The 23,904-nt window shown below is 58.9% G+C and carries 22 protein-coding genes; 8 read left to right on the forward strand and 14 right to left on the reverse strand.

From position 1 onward, the window contains the following. Positions 1–114: 114 nt before the first annotated feature. Positions 115–1,281 (forward strand): NAD(P)/FAD-dependent oxidoreductase, encoded by a 1,167-nt coding sequence (locus LJ360_RS16920; RefSeq protein ID WP_264994489.1) that lies wholly within the window; start codon positions 115–117, stop codon positions 1,279–1,281. A gap of 85 nt (positions 1,282–1,366) precedes the next feature. Here LJ360_RS16920 and LJ360_RS16925 read toward each other — a convergent pair whose 3' ends face one another. Further along, positions 1,367–2,188 (reverse strand): porin, encoded by an 822-nt coding sequence (locus LJ360_RS16925; protein WP_264996057.1) that lies wholly within the window; start codon positions 2,186–2,188, stop codon positions 1,367–1,369. A 102-nt stretch (positions 2,189–2,290) separates the two neighbouring features. Here LJ360_RS16925 and LJ360_RS16930 point away from each other — a divergent pair, with 102 nt between their 5' ends. Then, positions 2,291–3,862, forward strand: a complete 1,572-nt coding sequence (locus tag LJ360_RS16930) for a transposase (RefSeq protein WP_264994490.1) — start codon at positions 2,291–2,293, stop codon at positions 3,860–3,862. Between the two features lie 175 nt (positions 3,863–4,037). On the opposite strand, the gene LJ360_RS16935 is transcribed toward LJ360_RS16930, so the two are convergent. The 4 genes from LJ360_RS16935 to LJ360_RS16950 form a co-directional block, all read right to left on the reverse strand. Further along, complete coding sequence (locus LJ360_RS16935; RefSeq protein WP_264994491.1) at positions 4,038–4,178, reverse strand: hypothetical protein; 141 nt, start codon at positions 4,176–4,178, stop codon at positions 4,038–4,040. Positions 4,179–4,213: 35 nt separating this feature from the next. Beyond that, on the reverse strand, positions 4,214–4,873 hold the full coding sequence (locus LJ360_RS16940; RefSeq protein WP_143066611.1) for a DUF2057 domain-containing protein: 660 nt from the start codon (positions 4,871–4,873) through the stop codon (positions 4,214–4,216). 338 nt (positions 4,874–5,211) lie between these two features. After that, positions 5,212–6,876, reverse strand: a complete 1,665-nt coding sequence (locus LJ360_RS16945) for a choice-of-anchor I family protein (RefSeq protein ID WP_264994492.1) — start codon at positions 6,874–6,876, stop codon at positions 5,212–5,214. Between the two features lie 149 nt (positions 6,877–7,025). Continuing rightward, entirely contained in the window at positions 7,026–7,499 is a 474-nt protein-coding gene (locus LJ360_RS16950; RefSeq protein ID WP_091854644.1) for a Dps family protein, read from the reverse strand. Positions 7,500–7,792: 293 nt separating this feature from the next. On the opposite strand from LJ360_RS16950, the gene LJ360_RS16955 reads away from it, so the two are divergent. Next, positions 7,793–8,107 carry a DUF2061 domain-containing protein gene (locus LJ360_RS16955; RefSeq protein WP_091854642.1) on the forward strand — a complete coding sequence of 105 codons (315 nt, stop codon included), beginning with the start codon at positions 7,793–7,795 and terminating at the stop codon, positions 8,105–8,107. A gap of 40 nt (positions 8,108–8,147) precedes the next feature. On the opposite strand, the gene LJ360_RS16960 is transcribed toward LJ360_RS16955, so the two are convergent. Next, the gene (locus tag LJ360_RS16960; protein WP_264994493.1) at positions 8,148–9,590 is read right to left on the reverse strand and encodes a dihydrolipoyl dehydrogenase; all 1,443 of its coding nucleotides are present in this window, start codon (positions 9,588–9,590) and stop codon (positions 8,148–8,150) included. 140 nt (positions 9,591–9,730) lie between these two features. On the opposite strand from LJ360_RS16960, the gene LJ360_RS16965 reads away from it, so the two are divergent. Further along, positions 9,731–10,384 carry a LysE family translocator gene (locus LJ360_RS16965; protein ID WP_091854638.1) on the forward strand — a complete coding sequence of 218 codons (654 nt, stop codon included), beginning with the start codon at positions 9,731–9,733 and terminating at the stop codon, positions 10,382–10,384. Positions 10,385–10,409: 25 nt separating this feature from the next. On the opposite strand, the gene LJ360_RS16970 is transcribed toward LJ360_RS16965, so the two are convergent. Continuing rightward, on the reverse strand, positions 10,410–11,480 hold the full coding sequence (locus tag LJ360_RS16970; RefSeq protein WP_264994494.1) for a 3-deoxy-7-phosphoheptulonate synthase: 1,071 nt from the start codon (positions 11,478–11,480) through the stop codon (positions 10,410–10,412). 341 nt (positions 11,481–11,821) lie between these two features. Between LJ360_RS16970 and LJ360_RS16975 the strand changes: the two genes are divergently transcribed. Beyond that, entirely contained in the window at positions 11,822–12,598 is a 777-nt protein-coding gene (locus LJ360_RS16975) for a secretin N-terminal domain-containing protein (RefSeq protein ID WP_264994495.1), read from the forward strand. A gap of 13 nt (positions 12,599–12,611) precedes the next feature. On the opposite strand, the gene LJ360_RS16980 is transcribed toward LJ360_RS16975, so the two are convergent. The 6 genes from LJ360_RS16980 to LJ360_RS17005 form a co-directional block, all read right to left on the reverse strand. Further along, positions 12,612–13,745, reverse strand: a complete 1,134-nt coding sequence (locus LJ360_RS16980) for a glutathione S-transferase family protein (protein ID WP_264994496.1) — start codon at positions 13,743–13,745, stop codon at positions 12,612–12,614. Positions 13,746–13,862: 117 nt separating this feature from the next. Further along, positions 13,863–16,220: a glucose/quinate/shikimate family membrane-bound PQQ-dependent dehydrogenase gene (locus LJ360_RS16985; RefSeq protein WP_264994497.1), complete on the reverse strand. Its 2,358-nt coding sequence runs from the start codon at positions 16,218–16,220 to the stop codon at positions 13,863–13,865. Positions 16,221–16,315: 95 nt separating this feature from the next. Beyond that, positions 16,316–16,825: a DnaJ domain-containing protein gene (locus tag LJ360_RS16990; protein ID WP_264994498.1), complete on the reverse strand. Its 510-nt coding sequence runs from the start codon at positions 16,823–16,825 to the stop codon at positions 16,316–16,318. An 81-nt stretch (positions 16,826–16,906) separates the two neighbouring features. After that, entirely contained in the window at positions 16,907–17,917 is a 1,011-nt protein-coding gene (locus LJ360_RS16995) for an AraC family transcriptional regulator (RefSeq protein ID WP_264994499.1), read from the reverse strand. A gap of 36 nt (positions 17,918–17,953) precedes the next feature. Then, complete coding sequence (locus LJ360_RS17000; RefSeq protein ID WP_264994500.1) at positions 17,954–19,705, reverse strand: putative bifunctional diguanylate cyclase/phosphodiesterase; 1,752 nt, start codon at positions 19,703–19,705, stop codon at positions 17,954–17,956. 13 nt (positions 19,706–19,718) lie between these two features. Continuing rightward, on the reverse strand, positions 19,719–19,940 hold the full coding sequence (locus LJ360_RS17005; protein WP_264994502.1) for a hypothetical protein: 222 nt from the start codon (positions 19,938–19,940) through the stop codon (positions 19,719–19,721). A gap of 1 nt (position 19,941) precedes the next feature. On the opposite strand from LJ360_RS17005, the gene LJ360_RS17010 reads away from it, so the two are divergent. From LJ360_RS17010 to LJ360_RS17020, 3 genes are all read left to right on the forward strand, one after another. Next, positions 19,942–20,256, forward strand: a complete 315-nt coding sequence (locus LJ360_RS17010; protein ID WP_264994503.1) for a DUF3301 domain-containing protein — start codon at positions 19,942–19,944, stop codon at positions 20,254–20,256. A gap of 74 nt (positions 20,257–20,330) precedes the next feature. After that, on the forward strand, positions 20,331–22,019 hold the full coding sequence (locus LJ360_RS17015) for an acetolactate synthase large subunit (protein WP_091854616.1): 1,689 nt from the start codon (positions 20,331–20,333) through the stop codon (positions 22,017–22,019). Positions 22,020–22,173: 154 nt separating this feature from the next. Then, the gene (locus LJ360_RS17020; protein WP_091854614.1) at positions 22,174–23,469 is read left to right on the forward strand and encodes a pyridoxal phosphate-dependent aminotransferase; all 1,296 of its coding nucleotides are present in this window, start codon (positions 22,174–22,176) and stop codon (positions 23,467–23,469) included. Positions 23,470–23,535: 66 nt separating this feature from the next. Here LJ360_RS17020 and LJ360_RS17025 read toward each other — a convergent pair whose 3' ends face one another. Next, the gene (locus LJ360_RS17025) at positions 23,536–23,886 is read right to left on the reverse strand and encodes a hypothetical protein (protein ID WP_091854612.1); all 351 of its coding nucleotides are present in this window, start codon (positions 23,884–23,886) and stop codon (positions 23,536–23,538) included. Positions 23,887–23,904: the final 18 nt, after the last annotated feature.

Here is a 23,904-nt window from a genome sequence, read left to right on the forward strand (position 1 = left end):
TCTATACTGTGTGCGTTAACGAAAGTTAAGACATCACCAGATGTGCCAATAACAATAAAGCTGGAGCCAGCCACATGCTGACATTGCGTCTGCCATGCCACGGGGCCCGTTGAGATGGACTACTACGACCTGATTATCGTCGGGGGTGGTCCTGCCGGTTCGACACTGGCCTGGGCCCTGCAGAATACCGGCAAACGGATCCTGTTGATCGACAAGGCCCGCTTTCCACGGGAAAAGAGTTGTGCCGGCTGGGTAACTCCGGCCGTTTTCGATGCACTTCAGATCACACCTGGAGACTATGGCCGGGACCATGTGCTGGAACCTATCCGTGGCTTCCGCATTGGCATGATCGGCAACCGGGCCGTTGAGAACGACCATGGCGAAACCGTCAGCTATGGCGTACGTCGCTCCGAGTTCGACCATTACCTGCTCAGCCGCACCCGCACGGACCAGGCGCTGAACACACCCATAGAATCCATATACCAGGCCAATGGCAACTGGGTGATCAACCACCGCTGGGAAACTCCTTTGCTGGTTGGTGCCGGAGGCCACTTCTGCCCGGTTGCCCAGTATATTTGCGCCGGCCCCGGTAGCCGGGAAAGCGTCGTAACCGCCAAGGAAATGGAGTTCGAGATGACCCCCTCGCAGGCCGCCGACTGCCGGGCCCGGGGCGACCGTCCAGAGCTCTGGTTCTGCCGTGACCTGCGAGGCTATGCCTGGATTTTCCGCAAGGCCAATCACCTGAACGTGGGCCTGGGACGGGAAGACCCGCGCCGCCTGTCGAGGCACCTGGAAAAATTCATTGCGCATATGCAGCAGCAGGGCCGGATTCCGGCTGACCTGCCCGGACGCTTCAAGGGGCATGCCTACCTGCTATACGACCATGCCGAACGCCCACTGGTAGACGATGGCCTGATTCTGATTGGAGACGCAGCCGGCCTGGCCTTCGGGCAAAGTGGCGAGGGCATTCGTCCGGCAGTGGAGTCTGCCCTCATCGCAGCCAATGTCATCCGCTCGGAACCGGACCTGACCGCCCGCAGCCTGCAGCCCTACGGAGAAGCCATCGCCCGTCGCTTTGGTACTCGCTCCATGAACCAGGATAATGGCGTACTGGTGCCTGACTGGGTAAAGGTCCCCCTGGCCGCCAGCCTGATGAAATCTCACTGGTTTACCCGCAGGGTGGTCGCCGAGCGCTGGTTCCTGCACCAGCAGGTGCCGCCCCTGGACCTGCCAACGCCAGCCCCCGTCGGCCGCGAGACCGCTTACTGGCGCCCCGCCTGAAACAAAAAAGCCGGCCCAGGGGGCCGGCGAAGCGTCGTCAACTCAAGTCAAATGCAAAAGGCACAAACCGGTTGAAGCTCCCGAATCAGAACTTCACCCGCATACCGGCCAGGAAGCCCAGCTCGGCGTCATCACCATCGTCGTATTCCTCATCGCTCTGGGCGATCTCTGCGAATACGCTGACGTTCTTCTGGGCCGGGAACTTGTAGGTTACGTTCGCATACCACTCAGTGATGTCCTCTTCCCAGGCATCAGAGTCCTTGTTACCCATACCCAGTGCCACGTCGGTGGTGCTGGCAACCGGGAAAACCGCGGCGACGTTGTACTGGGTCATGTCTTCCTCTTCCCAGGTACCCACATCGCTCCAGTCAGACACGCTGTAGTCGGCGGCCAGGTTCATGAAACCGAAGTCATAGGAAGCACTCAGACCCCAGGTACCCACGGAGTCGTCCAGGTCAACCGGGTTCCAAACCTGGTAGGCGGCAGCAAGCTCCAGGCCTGCCAGGTCAGTGGCGACAAACAGGTCATAGAACTCGCCATCAATGCCGTCGTCATCGTCACTGGCATCCATTTCATGGGAGGCAGCGAAGTAGACCTTGTCCAGTTCAACGTCGACACGGATGGTGTCATCGCCGTCGGTTCCGGTGTCGTCAAAACGATCTTCGTCAATGGTCTCAACTTCGATCGCTTCTTCGATACCAAACTCGTCGGTGGCGAAGTTCTGCTTACCAAAAGAAACGGAGGCCACGCCGTACTTAAGGCCTACAAAGGCTTCTTCCAGGTTGCTGCCGTTTTCATCGTCTTCTGCAGCGTCCTTGAAACCAAAGTCCAGGCGACCAAACGCGGCCAGATCATTACCCAGGTCGTAGCTGATGAAGTTTTTCAGCTCCAGGTCGTCATACTCGATTTCGGCACGATTATCATCCTCATGACCCGTTGAGGCTGTAGAAAAACCCCGATATCCCCCTCGGTTTTGATAGGATCAGGCAAACGGACAAGGAGTGGTCATATGCCCCGCTTCAAGCATTACAACTACGACCAGGACGCCATGGTCGTGATCAACTACCAGGAACAGCTCCAGCCCGGCACCTTTGAACATGCGGTGCACTACCTGATTGAGCACAAGCTGGATCTGTCGGTGTTCCACCCCAAGTACCGCAACGAAGACACCGGCCGGCTGGCCTACGATCCGGCCATCCTGCTCAAGATCATCCTGTTCGCCTACTCCAAGGGGATCACCTCCAGCCGCGAGATGCAGTGGTGCTGCGAGACCAACATCATCTTCAAGGCCCTGTCCTGCGACACCGTTCCGCACTTCACTACGTTGGCCAAGTTCGTTAGCAGTCACTCGGATGAGATCGAAGAGCTGTTCGAGCAGGTATTGTTGGTCTGCCACGACCAAGGCCTGCTGGGCAACGAGCTCTTCGCCATCGACGGCTGCAAGATGTCGTCGAATGCGGCCAAAGAATGGTCCGGCACCTTTAAGGAACTGGAAGAGAAACGCACCAAGCTGCGACGCCTGGTTCGTCATCATCTCAAGGCCCATTACGAGCGGGACGAGGCGGAAACCGAGGCCGAACTGGACCGGGATATCCGACGAGCGAAAACCATCCTGTCCCTGGATGAGGCCGCGAAGAAAGTCGACCGCTTCCTAAAGACGAACCGCCCAAGGATGGGCCGGGGGAAACGGAGCAAGGAAGTGAAGAGCAACATCACCGATAACGAAAGCGCCAAGATGACCACCAGCAAGGGCACGATCCAGGGCTATAACGGCGTGGCCACGGTGGACAGGAAACACCAGATCATTATCGATGCCCAGGCCTTTGGCGAAGGCCAGGAACACCACACCTTACAACCGGTACTGGAGAGCGTAGAAGCCCGCTTCAAGAAACTGGGTATCGCCGACAACATTTATCAGCAAGGTACCATCGTTACCGCTGATACCGGCTTCGCCAACGAAGCCAACATGAGGTACCTGCACGAACGGCAGATCAACGGCTACGTGCCGGACAACAAATTCCGCAGTCGCGACCCGAAGTTCCAGAACCAGAAAGACAAGTACGGCAAGCGTCATCAGAACTTGCCGGACACTGGCTGGAAGAAAATCATCCCAGCCAGTGAATTCCAGTTCGATCCGGTGAACCTGACGTGCATCTGCCCGGCAGGCAATGCCATCAGCTACCAAGCCACACGCGAAGCCGAGAACGGCAAAATGCGGGTGCATTTCGAAGGCCGTTTGTTGCAATGTCGACACTGCTCGAAGAAGCATCAGTGCATGCAGAACCCGGCGTCCGCCAATCATCGCAAAGGGTCCGGAAGGCAGGTCTCGTTCACCATCGAGAATAAGCGCCTGCCCAACTACACCGATTGGATGAAGCATCGGGTAGACAGCCCGCAGGGTAAAGAGATTTACAGCCACCGGATGTCGGTGGTGGAACCGGTGTTCGGCAACATCGGTACGAACAAGCGCCTGAATCGCTTCAGTCTGCGGAGCCGGAAAAAGGTGCAGGGCCAGTGGCAGCTATACTGCCTGGTGCACAATATTGAAAAGCTGACGAATTACGGGCGGTTAGCGGCGTAATGCTGAGTGTGGAAGGCTAGGAGTGTGGCCGCTGAATGTCAGTAATACCGGTGCTGAGACCGTCAAAGGGCCGAAACTGACGGCTGAACATTGGTATCTCGATAATCAGCTAGCTGATGGCCGCTACAAAAATTTTAGGAAGCAGGCGTTGGGGACGGCTCGAAATCGAGTTTTTCTACAGCCTCGTTGCCTGACGGAACTGGATCTGGAAATCACCGTTGACCTTGTAGCTGAGGCCACCATTCTCGTAAACAGTAGCGGCGTTGGCAGAACCAGCGGCGACGGATACAGCAGCAGCCAGAAGAAGCTTTTTCATTTATTAATACTCCATTGAGTGGTACGTCGGTTTGTTTATTCGCCGGAATTAATCCAGCGTTTCATTTCACTTTTGGTTTTGTCATCGGCCTTCAAATACCAGTAGCGAAGCATCTGGCCGACCACTTCCTGGTCTTCGGCCACATCGCTGGCTGGCATTGATCGGGGGGACACTGAAAAAGATTCGCGATTATTCTGGTGAGGCATTAAAGCGGCCTCGGAAGTACCATCCCTGTTAAAGTCTGCGACCTCCTCCTCATAATCACGAACCAGTTGAAATCCGGTTTTCTTGAGAACATCCATCCTGAATGAAACGCTATTTCCTTCCTGGTCATTTAATTGCCACACTGGTTCATTATTGAAATCTTCCAGCTCGCTTCGGGATTCGACACCCGGGGCCGAGAGAACCAGTTGCCGGTCGCTCGCCTGGAACAGAAGAACAAAGCTGTCAGAGCTTTCGATGACGCTGTCATCACGGCTTCTTCCCAGCTCAGCCGTGAGATCCACCACAATCTGGTGAGTGCCGTTTTCCAGCGTGATCGGGGACCTGCTGTCGAGAACACCCTGGCCAGACCAGGCCTCGCCATTGAGCGCATGAAGGTTAACGCCATCTCCCAACTGCAAACTCACATCCGCATGGACAGGGGCAATAACCAGCATGGATGCGGCAATCATTGATATGGAGAATTGCTTCACTAAATTACCCTTTGTTCAGGATCATGTTTTAACTGACACCGATCCTAAAAGGGATTTGTTAAGGAAATATTTCAAAGACCAGAAAAGTAGCTTCACAATTCACAAAAAATAAACTGCAATATTATTGCAATACAACTGAAATAATAACGGAGGAATCAGCTTTAAATATGATCAAAAAACAGTCGAGCTGATTTATTTTTAACCAGGCATCCCGGTGTCAATAAATCCACATACAGTCAAAATCGGCGTGCACCGGAAGTCACCGATAAAATGTCCTGCCAGGGTTCAGTACAAAAAAAGGCCCGGAGGGTATATCCGCTCCAGGCCAACCGGAAGGGTTACTTGCTGGCAGGTGTCAGTTCTATACCGTACAGGGTGGTGGTGCCGCTGACTTCGTTGCCAACCGCCAGCACCGGTCCTCCAGTGGGGCTGTCTTCAGCGGCAATGAAGGCCAGCCCTTCCGGTCCCAGGTCGCCGCCACGACCGGCCCTCAGCTCTTCTTCAGAGGCTGAGAAGTCCCGGTTGTTCAGGTACTGCAAGAAGGTCGGGCTCCGGGGATCGGTCACGTTGTACACCATGATGCCCCCTACCCGCTCGAGACCGATAAAGGCGTAGACCTGGCCATTAATCTCACCGGTCACAACCGCTTCAGGCTCCGGGCCCTTGTCGTCCGAGCGATCATCGAAGGCGTTTTCATCGTTACTGCTGTTGGAATACTCCGGCAACTGTTGCGCAGTGATTCGTTCGAAGTCACTGCCGCTGTCGTAGACCTGCTGGCCGTCTTCTGACCAGATGGAGAACGAGCGGCCCCCGTAGGAGTAGAGAGCGTCATACTCGCAATCGGCCTCGACATCCGTGGACGGATCCGTGGGGTCGCAGCCATTGCTGATACCCAGGGTTGTGGTCACTTTCAGGCGGCCCAGGTTGGCTTTCTCCTGAATGTCGGCCGGGAAGACACCCTCGGCCAGGCGCAGGTCGGCGACCCTGGCCTCTTCGCTAAACGCATCATAGTCCCGTGAATCACCCTCGTTCGCGGTGATGTACCAGGTCTGGCCGTCGGTGCCGTAGCTGGTAATGGCGTCGGGCAGGTACATGCCCTTGACCGGCCAGTTACGCAGATGGATGCCGCCATCCTTGTTACTGGCGTCCAGCTCATTTCCGGCAGCCATATGATCCTTGAAGCCCAGGGGAATGATTTCGGTAATTTCAGCCCCGACGATGTCCAGGACTGCCACCGCATTGTTTTCCTGTAGCGCCACCCAGGCCGTTGAGCCATTCTCTGAAACCGCTATGTATTCCGGCTCGAAGTCCTGTGCCGCAGTGGCGCCCGGGCCGAAGATCCGAATGCCCTGTTGACGAAGCTCTGCCTCTTTCCCGCTCCAGGCCCTGAAGTCCGCTGTTCGTACTGTCGCCTTTTCCACTCCCCGGGACACATCAATGACACTGACCGAGCCCTCCGGATCCACCTTATAGGCACCATCCGGCTCACCTTCGTTGGCAACCAGCACGTGCTTTCCGTCAGGCGTAAACGTCACCATATCCGGCAGGGCACCGACCGGGACTTCGGCCAGCTTTTCCAGGGACGAAGCGCTGTAGAACACAACCTTGCCGTTGCGTTGCTTGTTGGCCGCCTCGATAGCCACGGCCACCAGTTCGCCGTGTACCGCAACACTGTTGGCAGCGCCGCCCTCGCGGGTCGCGTCGATTGTCTGAACCCGCTGGATATCGGCCGGGTTGCGAATATCAAGTACATCCAGGGTCTTGTTGTTGGCGTTGACCACAAACAGGCGCTGATTCCCGGCGTCATGGGCCACGATCTCGGCGGCAGACTGGTCGAAGACGTCCCCTTCGGACTGCCAGCTTCCCAGGACTTTCAGCTCAATCGCGGTGCCGTGGCTGGCGCTGTCGGAAACAGCCTTGGACGAACCAGTGCCGGAACACCCGGCGATACCCAGTGTGGCCGCCAGGATGGCGGCTGCGAGCGGTGCTTTCCGTGAAGTCATAAAACCCTCGTTGATTACGACGTATGACACGGAACAATAGGGGAGGCATGTGACAGTTTCGGGGCGAAATCATGTCAGCGCCCCAAAAACAAAAAAGGCGGCCGGAGGGCCGCCATCGAGGGGGTGTTGCGAAAAATGCAGAAGAAAGGTTACTGGCCGAGGTAACTACGATACATCCAGACGGTCTTTTCCTGCTGGGAAATATAGTCACTCATCAGTGCCACGGTACCCTCATCGTCCGCTTCGCCGGCCAGTGCCAGCAGGTTGCGCTGCTTGCCGATCAGCTTGGCGAAGCTGTCTACGATATGGCCTACCGCTTCCTTGCCATCGGCAACATCCTTGCGCTCAGGTACGCTGGAGAGCTCGATATAGGTGCTGTAGGCATGGGCAGGACGATGGCCCAGGGTCAGCACCCGCTCGGCAATCTCATCGATTTTCAGCAGCAGGTCGTCATAGAGTTCCTCAAACTTGGCGTGCAGTTCGAAGAAGTTCTCACCCTTGATGTTCCAGTGGTACCCGCGCACATTCATATAGAAGATCTGGTAATTTGCCAGCAACTCGTTGAGTGACGACGCCAGCTCTTCTGTCTTGGCAGTGTCGAGGCCGATAAAATTGGTACCCATAAAATAACTCCTTGATTTGAATGTGATCGATTTCACAACTATCTGCCAATATAACGTGAGGGCGCCCCCGGGAAAGCAAGGGCAGGCAATGCCAGCAATAGCCTTAGTAAATGACATTCTGGCGATGCAATAAACACCACCTTACAGGCCTCGCCAACCTGAAACCTTGAAGCCACTCCCGTCAGCCACAGTTAATAACCCGTGACTATCGATTCCAGAGATGTAATTTACTTAAAAATCTTTCTCACTTGCGTTTAAATGAATTCATAGCCACTGGTATTCAGGAGTTGGCCATGAGTGCCCTGAAACTGTTTGTCCACAACCATAACGAAGGTGATGATTCGCTGGTCAAGACAGTGACCTTTGCCATGACCCACTTCACCGTGGCCTTTACCGTGGCTTACCTGCTGACCGGTGACATCCTGATCGGTAGCCTGATCGCCATGGTGGAACCCGCAATCAACACCGTGGCCTACTTTTTCCACGAAAAATTTTGGGCCCGCCGGCAGAAACGCCGGCAAGCCTCAGCCAACCTGGTGGCAAGGTCCAGTCAACTGGCAAATACCAGCCACCTGAAGAGTGCCACCAGTTTCCGGCCGGTGGGTTGACCAGGCTCAAACCCCGGCCGACTCCTCTGGCAGCTAATGGTCAGCCACCCGGCCCACAATCCAGGCAGTGAGTTTCTTCCTTCGGGCCGAGGCTGAGCTGGTGGCTCAGGTCCCGCAGCGCCGTTCTCAGCCCTTCCTCGATGACCGGATGATAAAAAGGCATAGCCAGCATCTGGGAGACGGTCAGCCTCTGCTGGGCGGCCCAGGCCAGCAGGTGGCCGATATGCTCCGCAGCCGGCCCGAACATCTCTGCGCCCATGAACAGCCCGCTACCGTGCTCACCGTAGACCCGCAACAGGCCGCGGTTCTTGCCGATCACACGGCTTCGACCCTGCCCCTCGAAGGAAACCGAGCCCACCGCGAAACACCCCCGGCAGTCCTCATTCACCTGCTGGATGGTCTTGCCCACCGTGGCGATCTGGGGATCGGTAAACACCACTGACAAAGGGACACGACGTAAGCCGGCCCGGACCTCCGGATACTGCCCCGCATTATTACCTGCAATCCGCCCTTCGTCCGCCGCCTCGTGAAGCAGCGGCAGTGCGGCGTTCACATCACCCGCGATGAAAATGTGGCTGTCGCCGCAGCGCATGGTGTAGGAATCGAATACGGGGGTACCCCGATCATCCAGCTCCAGGTCGGTATTCTGGATATCGAGGCCGTCAACATTCGGCTTGCGGCCGGTTGCCGCCAGCACGTAGTCGAAGGTTTCGGTCACCTCGCCCCGGTCTGCGTCAACAAAGGTGATGGCTACCCCGTCATCCGTGCGCTCGATCTTCCGGGTATCCGCATCCGGGTCGAGGGGGAACTCATCATTGAAGGTTTTCAGGGCGCACTCACGGATTTCGTCGTCCTGGATGGGGCCGACCGCGCCACCTACCCCGAACATCCGCACCCGGACACCCAGCCGATTGAGCGCCTGCCCCAGTTCCAGTCCGATAACACCAGGACCAAACACCGCTACCGATTCAGGCAGGTCTTCCCACTCGAACAGGTCATCATTGACCACCAGCCGGTCGCCGGCTGCTTTCAGGAAACCCGGGATATTGGGCCGTGAGCCGGTAGCGATCACTACCCGGCCTGCCTCAATCTCCAGGTCATCACCCACCCGTAACCGATGTGGGGAAAGAAACCGGGCATGGCCCTGTACCCGGTGCTCTTCGGGAAAGTTCTCCACTGCCTCAAGAACGAAACTGACGAACCGGTCGCGCTCGTCCCGCACCCGCTGCATCACCGCCGGGCCATCCACGACCACTTCTCCGGGACGAACACCGAACAGGTCCGCATGCCGGGCACCATGGGCGGCGTCAGCTGCGGCAATCAGCAACTTGCTGGGCATGCAGCCAACCCGGGCACACGTGGTCCCATAGTGGGACGCCTCGATCATCACCAGGTTATCCGTATGTTTACGGGCGGCCCGGTAGGCCCCCATACCGGCGGTACCGGCGCCGAGAATCGCAACATCCACCTTGCGCTGTTCCACAGGTGCACTCCTTTTCCAGAGAATGAACGGATATAAGGTTAGACGGTTCACTGGCCCGGTGCCTCCCCACCGCTGGCCAAGCCCCTGATTCTTTTCTATGCTGCCTCACTCGCTGATCTTCAAATACACAGGGGTGCGCTTTGACTACACTCTGGGCCGAATTCGCCACCGTCGCCCTGGTCCACCTGCTGGCCGTCGCCAGCCCGGGGCCGGATTTTGCCGTCATGTTGCGCCAGGCCCTGACGCAAAGCCGACGCAATGCCTTGCTCAGCGCCGCCGGCGTAGGTCTTGGCATACTGGTACACGTCACCTATTCGCTGCTGGGTATCGGCCTGTTGATCCAGCAATCCCTGACGTTGTTTACGTTGCTGAAGGTGGTTGGCGCACTGTACCTGACCTGGATTGCCATCCAGTGTCTCAGGTCAAAGGCGGGGCGAGTTCATGTAGAGACACACGGCGTTAAAGCGCAGACCGGCCTGGCGGCATTTCGTCTTGGATTCCTGACCAACGCCCTCAATCCGAAGGCGACCCTGTTCTTTGTTTCGCTGTTCTCTGTGGTGATCAGCCCTGCCACCCCGGTGGTGGTCCAGGTGGGCTATGGCCTCTATATGGCGTTGATAACCGGCCTCTGGTTTTGCGGGGTTGCCCTGTTCTTCACGCTGCCCCAGGTTCGCAGGGTTTTCGGCCGGTTCGGGCACTGGCTGGACCGGCTGATGGGCGGAGTGCTGTTGCTGCTGGCCGGACGATTGCTGTTTTCGACCCTGTCCGGTGAGGCTCCCCGGTCAACTGAATAGGACCATACGGATTAACCCGCAGCGCTCAGAACGAGCGCAGCAGGGTTTCCGTTTCCGCCCATCCCAGGCACGGGTCGGTGATAGACAGGCCGTAGGTCAGCTCTTCGCTATCATCCTGGCGCCCCTGCTCAAGGAAGCTCTCAATCATCAGCCCGCGGATGGCACGGTTCCCTGCCTGGCGCTGGGCCAGTACCTCACGGGCGATTTCCGGCTGGCGTTCCGGTTGTTTGCAGGCGTTGTCGTGGCTGCAATCGACCATGACGGCGCTGCTGACGCCGGCGGCATCAAGGGCCTGGACCGCGGCGTTGATGCTGTCCGCATCGTAGTTGGTAATACCCCGTCCGCCCCGCAGCACCAGGTGTGTGTCCGGGTTGCCCGCCGTGGTGATCATGGCCGGCTGGCCTTCGGCGTTGAAGCCCAGTCGGTGATGACCGTGGGCCGCGGATTTCATGGCATTCACCGCCACGCCGACCGACCCGTCTGTACCGTTCTTGAACCCTGTGGGCATGGGCAGGCCACTGACCAACTCCCGGTGGATCTGGGATTCAGTGGTACGGGCGCCGATGGCAGTCCAGCTGACCAGGTCATCCAGGTAGTCCATGGCGAGCGGACTTAATGCTTCAGTGGCCAATGGCAGGCCCAGGTGAGCCAGGTTGACCAGCAGCCGGCGGGAACGAACCAGCCCTTCTCCCAGGTTGCCCTCGCCAGTGCGCTCCGGATCGTACAGCAGCCCCTTCCAGCCGACGGTCGTGCGGGGCTTTTCCAGGTACGCACGCATGACAATCAGCACGCGGTCACTGACCTCATCAGCCAGCGCAGCAAGCTTCTCACCATATTCCAGGGCAGCAACCTCATCGTGGATGGAACAGGGGCCGACAACGACCAGCAGACGGTCGTCGTCACCATTGAGGATATCGCGGATTTGCTGGCGGTACCGGGCAATCTGCGTGGACAGGTAGGCCGGTAGCGGAATATCTGACCGCAGCTTCGCGGGCGTGGGCAACGCGGTGGCGGCGGACCGTGATGGCTCCGGTTCAGAAACGGTGTCCACGGGTTGGGCCTCCTGAGTGGTCCGGACATCCAGCGGCATGTTCATTGTTCACAATCCTTCTGTTTTCTGCCTGTTGAAACGAAAAAGCCCCGGCTGGGAGGCTACCAGTCGGGGCTTTTTCTTGTCCGGTGGCAGCCTGGGGGTGGTGCCGGGCTGCCTTTTCCTGAATCTTTCTTGCGTGTGCTACAGGCGGCCTCGGCTCTGGCTAAAATAAAAGCCATAACCAAAAAACCACCAGAAATACACAGCAGCACCCACCGCCGCATTTGCGAGGCGTGTCATAACGTTCAATTGACAGGGTGCGTTAATCGACTTCATGCTTTTCAATATACTCTTGGGCTTTCCCGGTTTGCAACCGCCACTGCCAACTTTCTGCGGAGTGTTCCATGGTCCCTGCCCCCGTTCGCCTGCTTTTACTGACCCTTTTGCTGGTACCGACACTGGTCATGGGTGCCCCCGGCAATCGTACTTTCATCCTGGAGAATCGGGCGGCGCAACAGGTGGCGGATCAGCTTCGTGCCCTGTATCCCGAAAGCGAGCTGACCATTGCTGCCCAGGGCAACAGACTGATTACCCGTGGCGAGCCCGCTGTGCTCGATGAGATCAGCCAGCTTATCGAAACCATGGACGTCGCCCCGGTCCAGTTGCGCATCACGGTACGCAGCAGTGACGTGAGCATGGGCAAGCGGCAGGGTGGTGGTGTCAGCAGCGGCCATGGCAATGTTGTCACCATCGGTGGCCAGAGTCGCACGACGACCACCCAAAGTCGTCAGCAACGGCATATCGTGGTACAGGACGGCCAGTCCGCCCATATCAGTGGCGGCCAGGTTCGTACCCTGCCGGTGGCCATTCGCGGTGGCCGCAACCCGGCGGCCATTTACCAGCAGGTGGACATCCGCAGCGGCTTTATCGTCACGCCCCAACGCATCTCCGACCAGCAGATCGAGCTCAGCATTACCGCTTTCGAGAACACGCCGGATTCCGGCATGGCAGGCTACGAAACGGATGCCGTGGTTACCCAGCGCCGGGTTGCACCCGGGGAGTGGGTCGAGATAGGTGGCACCAGCGAAAGCCGGACTGGCGAGCAGTCCGGCATTACCTACCGGGTCGGGGGCGAGCGCCAGGATAACCAGAGCTTCACCGTGAAGGTGGATATCCTCTGAACTGACTTTCCGGTCAGCCGCGCTGCCACACCTCGATATGGTTGCGACGGTCGACCGTGTAACCACGGTCTCCGGGCAATGCTTCCACCAGGCCCCTGACAGTCAGGGCTTCCCGTACCCGCGCCTGTTCCTCGGCAGGGCTTTCCGCCAGCATCTCGTCGGCCTTGCGAAGCACATACAGCAGGTAGGGCTGCACGCCCGCCTGTACCGGCACACCCCGGAAAGCGGTTTCCACTGCCCCCACATAGCGCTGATGAGGCTTGGCTGACACGGGCTGACCATCTTCCGGCTGATGCTCCGCAACCAGGGTATCCAAAAACGCAAGCTTGTCGGTCAGCATTGGGAAGATTTCATCCGCAACCTGCCGCAACAGGGGTTCGAGGGTTTCCGGGATGGCATCACTGGGCAGGAAGTCATCACCGTAATCCGGGAATTCCGGTGTATCCAGGCCGGGTGCTGTCATCCGCTCTACCCAGCGGAACACCTTGGGCGCGCGGGTTTTCATCAGGTTTTCGGGCACCGGATCACGGCCCAGGTGGGCAAACATGGGGCCGATCAAACCATAATCGGCCAGGGAGGGCCGGCCACCGAACAGGTAGGGGTGCTCCGCAAAGTGGGCATTCAGGGTCTCCAGCAGCTGCTCGAAAGACGCCTCGATCTCGGGGATGGTGTGGTCAGTAACACCCAGCTGCGGCAGGTAGGAATTCATCCGCGACATGACCTTGTCGGCCATCTCCGGCCCAATACCGGCAGCAAACTGGTCCCTGAGAAAACCTTCCTGCCGGTCCCGGTAGGTCCAGCGGTAGTGCATGGCGTGGGGCAGCAGGGCCTGGGTACCGTAGTACGTGATAATGACGCCCAGCACGCTTTGCAACAGGCCCTGAGGGTAGGCGGAATAGCGTACGCCCTGGCGTTCAAAATGATCGATGATGTCCAGGCTATCCTGCACGACCTCCCCGCCCGTTGTTTCCAGCACCGGGATGATACTGCGCTGGATCACGGGCATGATGCGGCCGGCAAAGTCCGGGTGAGAGGTGGGCAGCTCCACGTACTCGATGCCCTGCGTTCTCAGATAGCAGCGGGCGATGCCCGTATACAGCGAATGGGGAACGCCGTAGAGGCGGTGAACGGAATCCGGCTGGGCCATGGGTGCATATCCTCCCTGGGTATTGTTCTGATTGGCATGGAACCCCGCATCATACCGGATTCATCGCCCTCGCCAGAAGCGGTGTTAGCCATGGCCTTCATTGTTGGCCGCCATCGTTCACTGGCCCGCCTCATCAGACAGCTTCCATGCCACCACATAGTCCCCCAGGGTGGTGCCGATGGAGCCATGACCGCCGGCCACCTGCACCACCATCTGCTCACCCTTGCTGTTCAGGTAGGTCATCGGTGTTGCCTGCCCGCCAGCCGGTAACCTTGCCTGCCACAGCTGCTCACCGGTGGTGAGGTCATAGGCCCGGATGTAGTCGTCTACTGTGGCTGCCAGGAACACCACCCCGCTGGCGGTGATCACAGGTCCGCCGATGCCGGGCACGCCCAGCCGCAGGGGAACCGGGATCGGACTCATATCTTCCACCGTGCCGTTCCTGCGCTTCCAGATCACCTCACCAGTGCGCAGATCGGCTCCCGCCACGTAGCCCCAGGGCGGTTGCTGGCAGGGAATATCCAGTGGCGACATCAGCGGTTTCAGCTCGACGGAATATGGCGCACCTGCATTGCTGTTAAGGCCCTGCTCGCCCTGGTTAACCGGGCCGCTCGGTTCACTGCCCTCCTCATTGGGTACCAGTCGGGAAACAAAGGCCATGTACAGCGGCATGCCGAACATCACCTGGCGCTGCGGGTCCACCGCAATACTGCCCCAGTTGAATACCCCGAAATTGCCGGGGTAGACAATGGTGCCCTGCTCGCTTGGCGGCGTGTAGCGTCCCTCATATTGCAGGGACTGGAAGCGGATACGGCAGGCCATCTGATCCAGGGGCGTGGCACCCCACATGTCAGCCTCCCGCAACGGGTCGGGATTGAAGTTCAGGCTGGAAACCGGCTGGGTAGACGCTGTGTAGTCGCCCTTGATGGCGCCCTCTGGTGCCGGCACTTCCTCAACCGGGAGGATCGGCTTACCCGTCTCCCGGTTGAGCACGTACACATCCCCCTGCTTGGTGGGAATCACCAGCGCCGGTTGCCGGCCCTGGTCGGTGTCCAGGTCGAGCAGGCTGGGCTGGGCCGGGGTGTCCATATCCCACAGGTCGTGGTGGACGAACTGCTGCACCCAGGCCACCTGCCCGGTATCCAGCTCCAGCGCAACCACTGAACTGGCGAACCGTTCCTCGTTCTCGGTGCGGTACATCCCCAGCTGATCCGGCGTACGGTTACCCATGGGGAAGTAGATCAGCCCCAATGCTTCATCGGCACTGGCGACCGACCAGCTGTTGGGGGAGCTTGTCGAATAGACTTCCCCTTCGGCAATGGGATCGGTCTGCTCGGGACTGGCCGGGTCCCAGTTCCACCGCAGTCCGCCAGTGCGGGCGTCATAGGCCCGGATAACACCGGAAGGGGAGTTGATGTCATAGTTGTCGTTCACCGCGCCGGCGACCACTACCAGCCCGTTGGCCACCACCGGGGGTGACGTAGAGTAGTAAAAGCCGGACTGGGTGTAGGGCATGTTATGCATCAGGTCCAGCTCACCCTGTTGCGCAAACCCTTCGCAGCGGGCGCCGGTTTCCGGGTCCAGCGCCAGCAGGCGGGCATCGGCAGTGGGCAGGTAGAGGTGTGCATCGCAGCTGACCGGCGGCTGGTCTTCGGCCGGGCGGCCGATATTCTGCACTTCCGGAGCACCCTCGACACCACCTTCCGGTGGCAGGTAGGAAACACCACGGCAGGTCTGGTGCTGCCGCTGGCTGTTGGGACCCACTCCGGCCTTGTACACCCAGCGCTCCTGACCGGTGTCCGCATTCAGGGCCACCAGCCAGTTATGGGGGGTGCACAGGTACAGGGTGTTGCCGACCTTCAGCGGCGTGGCTTCGTAGGTGGTCTCGCCGGTGTCGTCCGGCTGCTTGGTATCACCGGTCTGATAGCGCCAGGCTTCTTCGAGCTGGCCCACGTTATCCGGGGTAATCTGGCCAAGGGGCGAATAGCGCTGCCCCAGGTTGCTTCGCCCCCAGGCCAGCCAGTCGGCTTCGGGGCTTTCTCCCAGGTCTGGCTGTTCATTCACCACCTGTTCACCCAGGCGACCCTCGATGGTATGGGGGCTGTTGAGCAAACTGCCAAGAAGCGCCAGGCCACACAGGGCCCACACGCCACCGAAGGTGATGGCCGCCCCGCGCCGCTGTTTCGACGCCGGTATCAGCAGCGGGATGGCCAGCAACAGAAACCAGCCAATACGGGTCGCCAGCGGCCACCAGTCATAGCCGGACTCCCATAAACCCCAAAGCAGCGTGGCAACCAGAAAGACGGCGTAGAGCGCCTGGGCCGCTACCCGCCGAACCGGTAACAGACCACCGACGGTTACCAGTACAAGTCCTGCCGCCAGGTAGTAAAAAGAGCCTCCCAGTGTCAGCAGCCAGATGCCACCCACCAGGAAGGCGAGGCCCAACAGAATGAAAATTATGGAAAATATCACCATGGCGACCATCCCTGATTCCGAGCATGTCATCTAAACCTAGACAAGCCTCGGAGGGGTCGCCACTGAACAGGAAAATGTGGAGGGGGTTTAATACGTCAGGCGCCGCGCTTGCCCAACAACACAAACTTGGCTTCGTTGACCTTGGCCGCGAGATAGTCGTTGCCGCCACGGTCCGGGTGCAGCTTCTGCATCAACCGACGATGGGCCGTCACGATTTCCTCACGACTGCAGCCAGGCGACACGTTGAGGATCTCGCAGGCTTCCTGTTCCGACATCTGGCTGGAGGCGGTAGCCGAGCGCTTCTGCCCTGCCCCCTGGTCCGCCCGATGGGTGTCCGCACCGTCGCGCTCTCCGAAAAGACGCTGGGCATGGGGCATAAACTTCAGCAATGCCGGTAACTTGCGTATTAGAGGAATGAAAGCCGCCACGGCCGCAGTCAGTACATGGACACGACCAGTAAGCACCATGAATACCAGCAGCGCACCGGCGACGCCCAGGACGATTTTCCAGGTAGCGGCCTTTTTCTGTTTCGGGTCCAGCGCCCCCCACTGTTTCAGGAGGTAGAACAGCAATGCCGCCAGACCCAGCCCAAGTATCCATTGCATCTGCAAGCACTCCGAGAAAACCTCCCCTGATTTTACACGTGCTGGTCTGTCGGAAAATGACAGTCTTTCACGATCCGGCGCTTAACCGGTTGTCAGGCAAAGCATCCGGGGGGTGGCCGAACAGTCGGCAGGCTGGATTGCGGCCGCTCTCGCCTGCGCATCACTCCGCCACTCCAGCGTCTGGCGGGGGTACTCACCAAAATGGTTCCGGTACAGGGCGGAAAAACGCCCGAGGTGTGAAAAACCTTCACTGAGCGCATGCCATGATACGGTTGGCACGTCACACTGACAGTCAAGCAGCGCTCTTCGAACCCGCACCAACCGACGGGAAACAAAGAACTGGTAGGGGCTCATCCCAGTGTGCTTCTTCATCAGGTAGTAAAGGTTGCGGGTGCTCACGCCCGCCATCGCCGAAACCCGGCCGATATCAAACTCTCGCTCCGTACTGGAGGCGATCAGTTCGATCATCCGGGTTACACGTTGATCGAACCCAGGCATGACCGAGGGGGGTGTCACCGGGAGCTCAGCCCGGGGATCATGCAGGCAATGCCAAAGCACATTCCCCAGACGGTCCGTCTCAGCGACGGCATGGTGGTAGCTGCGAAAGAAATACGCACGCTGCAGGTAACCGATTATTTGAGCAACCAGTGACTGGGATATCGGCCTGGCCTCGTCACCCCAGGACGCCCCGCCACGTCCATGCAACCTTGCGACAGCCAGTGTCAGGCCGGGACTCCCGTTAAATTCCACCCGGGCATGGGGAGGAAGCAAAAAACCACTGGCAGCAGTCGCCTCGACATAGCCATTTGCGCTGGTCAGGGAAAGACTCCCGGTAAGCACCCCTATAACCGCAGGATCAGCCGTGTTGGTTCCACGCAGGGTTGTTTCCACCCCGGTTCCAATAACACCAATGCTTACACCGGGCCTGGCCAGCCAGGAAATGGCACCATTGAAGCCCTGTGGACGCACACACAGGGTGAGTTGTCGGCCACCAGCAAAATAAGCCATCTCGGCCAGCCATTCCTGCGGCGTGGCACTGACGAGACGCAGATAATGTCCGAGACCCGGATACTGAAGATTGCCGACGACCAAAATAACCCCCTTTTTAATAGGGGCTTTATAAACCTTTCAGGAATAAGTTAATAGCCAATTCCTGCAAACCTTCCCGGGCGTCAATTGACTGCCACTATTACAGCTTTTTGGCGCCAAAAGCCCGGAACTCCAGGGTTGCGGGCGGGCAAGGAAGTACCCTTGCCCACGCTTGCAGGCCAGCGCCAGCAGGGCACTTTGTTGCTGGGACGTTTCAATACCCTCAGCGATGGCCTCCAGGCCGAATACCTCCGCAAGCGCCAGTATGGCAGCTATTACCCGGTCCCGGTCCTCGACTGGCAGGGTGTCTTCCAGGCATGACACAAAGTGGCGGTCGATCTTGATGGTATGGACCGGAAGTGAATGCAGGTAGGCCAGTGACGAGTAGCCGGTACCGAAATCGTCGATGGCGACCCTTATCCCTTCATCCCGGAAGGTTCTGAGGCGTTCCAGTGCGTCTTCCGACAGGTTCATCAGATGGGTTTCGGTAATCTCCAGTTCCGGGTGCCAGCCCAGCCGCCTTATCTGCTCGAAAAGCGGGTTGAGCAAACCATCCAGCCTTGCGTCGGTGATTTGCCTCGCGGAAACGTTGATGGCAAACCGAAGCCCGGGCTCCGGTGGCTTTTCCATTGACCAGAGGTCCCGGAGAATGCACCGGACAAGGTGCTCGGTCAGTTGGTGGATCATGCCCCTGGATTCTGCCATGGCAACAAAGCGAGCCGGCGATATCGGTCCAAATTCCGGATGCGTCCAGCGAATCAGTGCCTCGAGCCCGTCCACGCGCCCGGTAGCCAACTCAAACTGGGGCTGGTACACGACGCTGAACTCCCCGGGAGCGGTTTTCAGGGAGGTAACCAGTGCCTTGGTCAGGCGCTGCCCTTCATCCTGGTCATTCAACAGATCTGCCCGGTAGTGACAATAACGCCCGCGCCCCTCCTGCTTGGCGAGGTACATCGCCTTGTCTGCCTTTTGCAGTAACTCCAGCGCCGAGGTGCCATCCCCCGGATAGAGAACGCCCCCAATTGACACCGAAATGAAATGCTCATTGCCGCCAGCGAGGAAAGGCGCACGAAAGGCATTAACCAGGCGAACGGCCAACTGCTCAAGCTGGGACTCTTGCGTGCCATCCGGTGCCAGTTCGACAATAGCCGCAAATTCATCGCCCGCAAGCCGGGCAACGACATCCTCCCTCCTGACCACACTGCGAATACAGCGGGAAACCTCCAATAACAACTCGTCCCCGACTGAGTGACCAAACAGGTCATTGATATCCTTGAAGTAATCCAGATCAAAGAACAGCAGGCCAAACGGGTTGTCATGGTCACGGCTACGGGAAACCCGCATTTCCAGCAGTTCCAGGAAAAGCGCGCGGTTGGGGAGCTCAGTCAGTGCATCGTAGTAGGCCATAGAGGTCAGGCGTTCCTCGAAAGAGGTCAGGGCGCCAATATCCATGAACATGCCGGCGTAGAACGTTTGCTCCGGGTGGGGGACCCGGTGGATCATCAGCCATTGGGGGTAGGTTTCACCGTTCTTGCGGCGATTCCAGATGACACCTTCCCAACGGCCTTCTTCCGCCAGCGTGGCCCACATATCACGGTAGAACGCCGGGCCATGGAACCCCGCACTGAGCACTGCCGGTTTCTCACCAATAACCTCAGCTTCCCGGTAACCGGTAATACTCTCGAACATCCGGTTGACGTAGATAATCCTTGGCTCATCCGTCGCCAGCATCATGGCCCGGGGGTGGCTTTCCACCAGGGTTCTGAAGTGGTCTGTAACCGGGGTCTCCATTGCGACCTTTCCTTTATCTGTTCATTAAGACATTGCTGCCCTGATCATAAGTCAAGTTCAGGAATCCCCTATCCGGATACTGCAAAACTGTCGCCAAAGCATACGAGTTGAGCGCTATTTGCACTTTCCGGATAATCCAACCATCTGACTGCGACACGGCCAGCACCCGGTCCACACTCGTATTGACCAGGGTTTCTGTGTAGCCTTGAGCCAGCTGATAATCCGGAATTGCCATCGTGACACTCTCTACCCTGACCTGGCTCTTTGCTGCCGGTTTTGCCACCTGGTACTGGTGGCGGGCAAAGGCTATAAAAGACTACGTACTGGCTGCGGCCCGTGATTATTGCCGGCGCATGGACGTCCTTTTGCTGGACGACGCCGTATATCTCCGGGGCCTGTGGTTCAAACGGGACCGCCAGGGCCGGCTGCGGGTCTGGCGCCGGTTCCTGTTTGACTTTACGACCACCGGCGAGGAGCGCTACCTGGGCCGGGTCATCATGCTGGGCCAGCAAGTGGAGCATATTGAACTGGAGGCACACCGGTTCCAGTAAGGCACCCGACGGCCCAGGCAGTTTGTCACCAACCCCGAAAACGGAATACCCGTTATCAAGGCGAGGCTGAACCCATGACCGATCAATCCCGCACTGACGGCGCCCTGACAGGCGGCCAGTTGTTTGTGAAAGCCCTGGAGAACGAAGGCGTACGCTACATTTTCGGGGTTCCCGGGGAAGAGAACCTGGACCTGCTGGAAGCTCTTCGAGAATCGTCCATCCAACTGGTGCTCAATCGCCATGAACAGGCAGCGGGATTTATGGCCGCCACTTACGGCCGCCTGACTGGCAAGGTCGGGGTCTGCCTCTCTACACTCGGGCCCGGCGCCACCAACCTGGTTACGGCTGCCGCCTATGCCCAGCTCGGCGCCATGCCGATGATGATGATTTCCGGCCAGAAGCCCATCAAGTCATCCAAGCAGGGGCTGTTCCAGATCCTGGACGTGGTAGACCTGATGCGGCCACTGACCAAGTACACCCGCCAGATCAGCAACGCCAACACCATTCCCGCCAAGCTGCGGGAGGCCTTCCGGCTGGCAGCGGAAGAACGGCCCGGGGCCGTCCACCTGGAACTGCCGGAAGACATCGCCGCCGAGCTGGCCGCGCCGGATACCCACATCTTCGATCCCAGTGACGCCCGCCGCCCCACCGCCAGCGAGAAGAGCCTGCAGAAAGCGGCGGAGATGATCCGCTCTGCCCGGCACCCGCTGATCATGATCGGCGCAGGCGCCAATCGTAAACGGGTGTCCCAGGCCCTGATCCACCTGGTCAACACCACGGACATTCCGTTTTTTACCACCCAGATGGGCAAGGGCGTGGTCGATGAACGTCACCCCCGTTATATCGGCAATGCCGCATTGTCCAGCGGTGACTTTGTCCACTGCGCCATTGACCATGCCGACCTGGTGATCAACGTGGGCCACGACGTAGTGGAAAAGCCGCCGTTCTTCATGCAGCCGGGTGGCAAACAGGTCATCCACGTGAACTTCAGCGGCGCGGATGTGGACCCGGTCTATTTCCCCCAGCACGAGGTGGTGGGCGACATCGCCAATTCCGTCGAATGGCTGGCGGACAATTGCGGGCGCTGCGCCAGCCATGACTTTACGGAGTTCATGCGGGTAAAGGCGGCGCTGGAGGCGCACCTGGAAGATCGCTGCGAAGATGACGGCTTCCCGGTGATTCCCCAGCGCATCGTGCACGACGTGCGCAAGGTGATGCCGGACGATGGCATCATCGCCCTGGACAACGGCATGTATAAACTCTGGTTCGCCCGCAACTACAAGGCGTACGACAACAACACGGTTTTGCTGGACAACGCCCTGGCCTCCATGGGTGCCGGCCTGCCCAGCGCCATGATGGCGGCGATGCTGTACCCGAAGCAGCGGGTGATGGCCATCTGTGGCGATGGCGGCTTCATGATGAACAGCCAGGAGCTGGAAACCGCCGTACGCCTGAAGCTGAACCTGGTGATCCTGATCATCAACGACAGCGCCTACGGCATGATCAAGTGGAAGCAGGCCCAGGAAGGCTTCGCCAACTTCGGCCTGGACTATGGCAACCCGGATTTCGTGCGCTATGCGGAGTCCTACGGCGCCACGGGCCATCGCGTCACCGAAACCGCACAGCTGGAACCCACCCTAGAGAAGGCCATGAAGGCCGGCGGCGTGCACCTGGTGGACGTGCCGGTGGACTACAGGGAGAACGACCGGGTGTTCAACCGAGAGCTGGCGGAACTGACCCGCGACCTGAACGCCAACTGCTGATACCGCCACCGGCTGAACCAACTGGCCCGCCTGTCATAGCCCGGGTGCCGCCCGGGCTTCGGCAATCCCCTACCGGTATTTCCCTCACACATCATCGGGTTCTGCCTATACTGCGGGTGTTATCCATGCTCAAACCCACGGTGAAAACAGGCCCATGGAAATCCAGAACGAACACCGCTATGCCATCAACCTCAACGTCCGGGGCATCCAGCCCTCGGCGACCCTGCGCATCAACGAACTGAGCAACCAGCTTCGGGCCGAGGGCCGGGATATCATCAAGCTGGGTCTTGGTCAGTCGCCCTTTCCGGTACCGGAGCGGGTGGTGCAGGCCCTGCAGGAGCATGCCCACGAGAAAGACTACCTGCCGGTCAAGGGCCTGAAAGGCCTGCGGGAAGCCATCGCCGGCTACATCAACCGGGCGGAGCGCCAGCGCTGCAGCTGGGAGGACGTGCTGATCGGCCCCGGCTCCAAGGAGCTGCTGTTCATCCTTCAGCTAGCCTATTACGGTGACCTGCTGATTCCCCGGCCCAGCTGGGTATCCTACGCGCCCCAGGCGCGGATCATCGGCCGCTCGGTGCATTGGCTGCCGACCCATGCCGAGAATAACTGGCAGTTGACGGCCGACGAGCTGGATATTATCTGCCGCGATGACCCTACCCGTCCGCGCATCCTGATCCTCAACTATCCGTCCAACCCCACCGGTTGCACCTATAACGATGACCAGCTATTGGCCATTGCCAACGTGGCCCGCAAGTACCGGATCATCCTCCTGTCTGACGAGATCTACGGTGAGGTTCAGTTCGACGGCAAGCACAAGTCCATCGCCCGCTACTATCCGGAAGGCACCATCATCAGCACCGGCATGAGCAAGTGGCTGGGGGCCGGTGGCTGGCGCCTGGGGGCCTTTATCTTCCCGCCCGAGCTGCGCCCTTTGCAGGACGCCATGGCCATCATTGCCAGCGAAACCTTCACCTCCACCAGCGCGCCTATCCAGTATGCCGGCATCACGGCTTTCGATGGAGGCGAGGACATCGACGACTACCTGAAGCACTCCCGCCGAGTACTCAAAGCCATCGGCGAGTACGTGCATCGCCGGCTGACGGACATGAAGGCAGATGTTCGCAAACCCGAGGGTGCTTTCTATCTGTTCCCGAACTTCTCGGCGTACAAGGAAGCCCTCGACAGGAAAGACATCAAGACCAGCGCGGCCTTCTGCAAGCGACTGCTGGAGGACACCGGTGTGGCCATGCTGCCGGCCAGTGATTTCGGCTTTGTGCCGGATCATATGGGGGCACGGCTGGCATTTGTGGACTTCGATGGGAGCAAGGCTCTGGAACTGGCGGCGGGAGAGTTTGCCGACCAGGAGCTGGGGGATGAGTTTGTCGCTTCGGCCAGTCCCAAGATGGTAACGGCCATGGACAGGATTGAAGGGTGGTTGAAGGCCCTTTAAAGGGCGACCTTCAACAGCGAAAATGGTCGGGCCCTGAAGCTCGGCTTACAGGGCCCGTTCAGCAAATCATGACGCGTTGCTGTCTGCTTTTTCGTCTGCCTTGGTGTCGGCAGTTTCAGAAGCCTGCTTCTGCTGCTCTGCCTTGGCAGCCCTCTCCTGCAACTGCTTTTCCAGCATCTCTTCCGCTACGATTTGCTGAGCACTGGCGTTAGCGGCGCCCATGATACCGACGACAGCAATGGTGGCGATGGCAACGGTTTTCTTCAGGTTTGCATTGATACCGAACATAAATAATTCCTCGAATACAGTTGGTTTGAACACCTCTGAGATCAACGCCCGTTGGGCTTCGCTGATCTCGATGGGTGCAGTATCCGGGAGTTGGTCAACACAAAAAAATTGTTTAACGGTATCTGACACATCATTTCAATGATGTAT

This window comes from Marinobacter sp. AN1 (assembly GCF_026013985.1).
In the GTDB taxonomy this organism is placed as follows: domain Bacteria; phylum Pseudomonadota; class Gammaproteobacteria; order Pseudomonadales; family Oleiphilaceae; genus Marinobacter; species Marinobacter segnicrescens.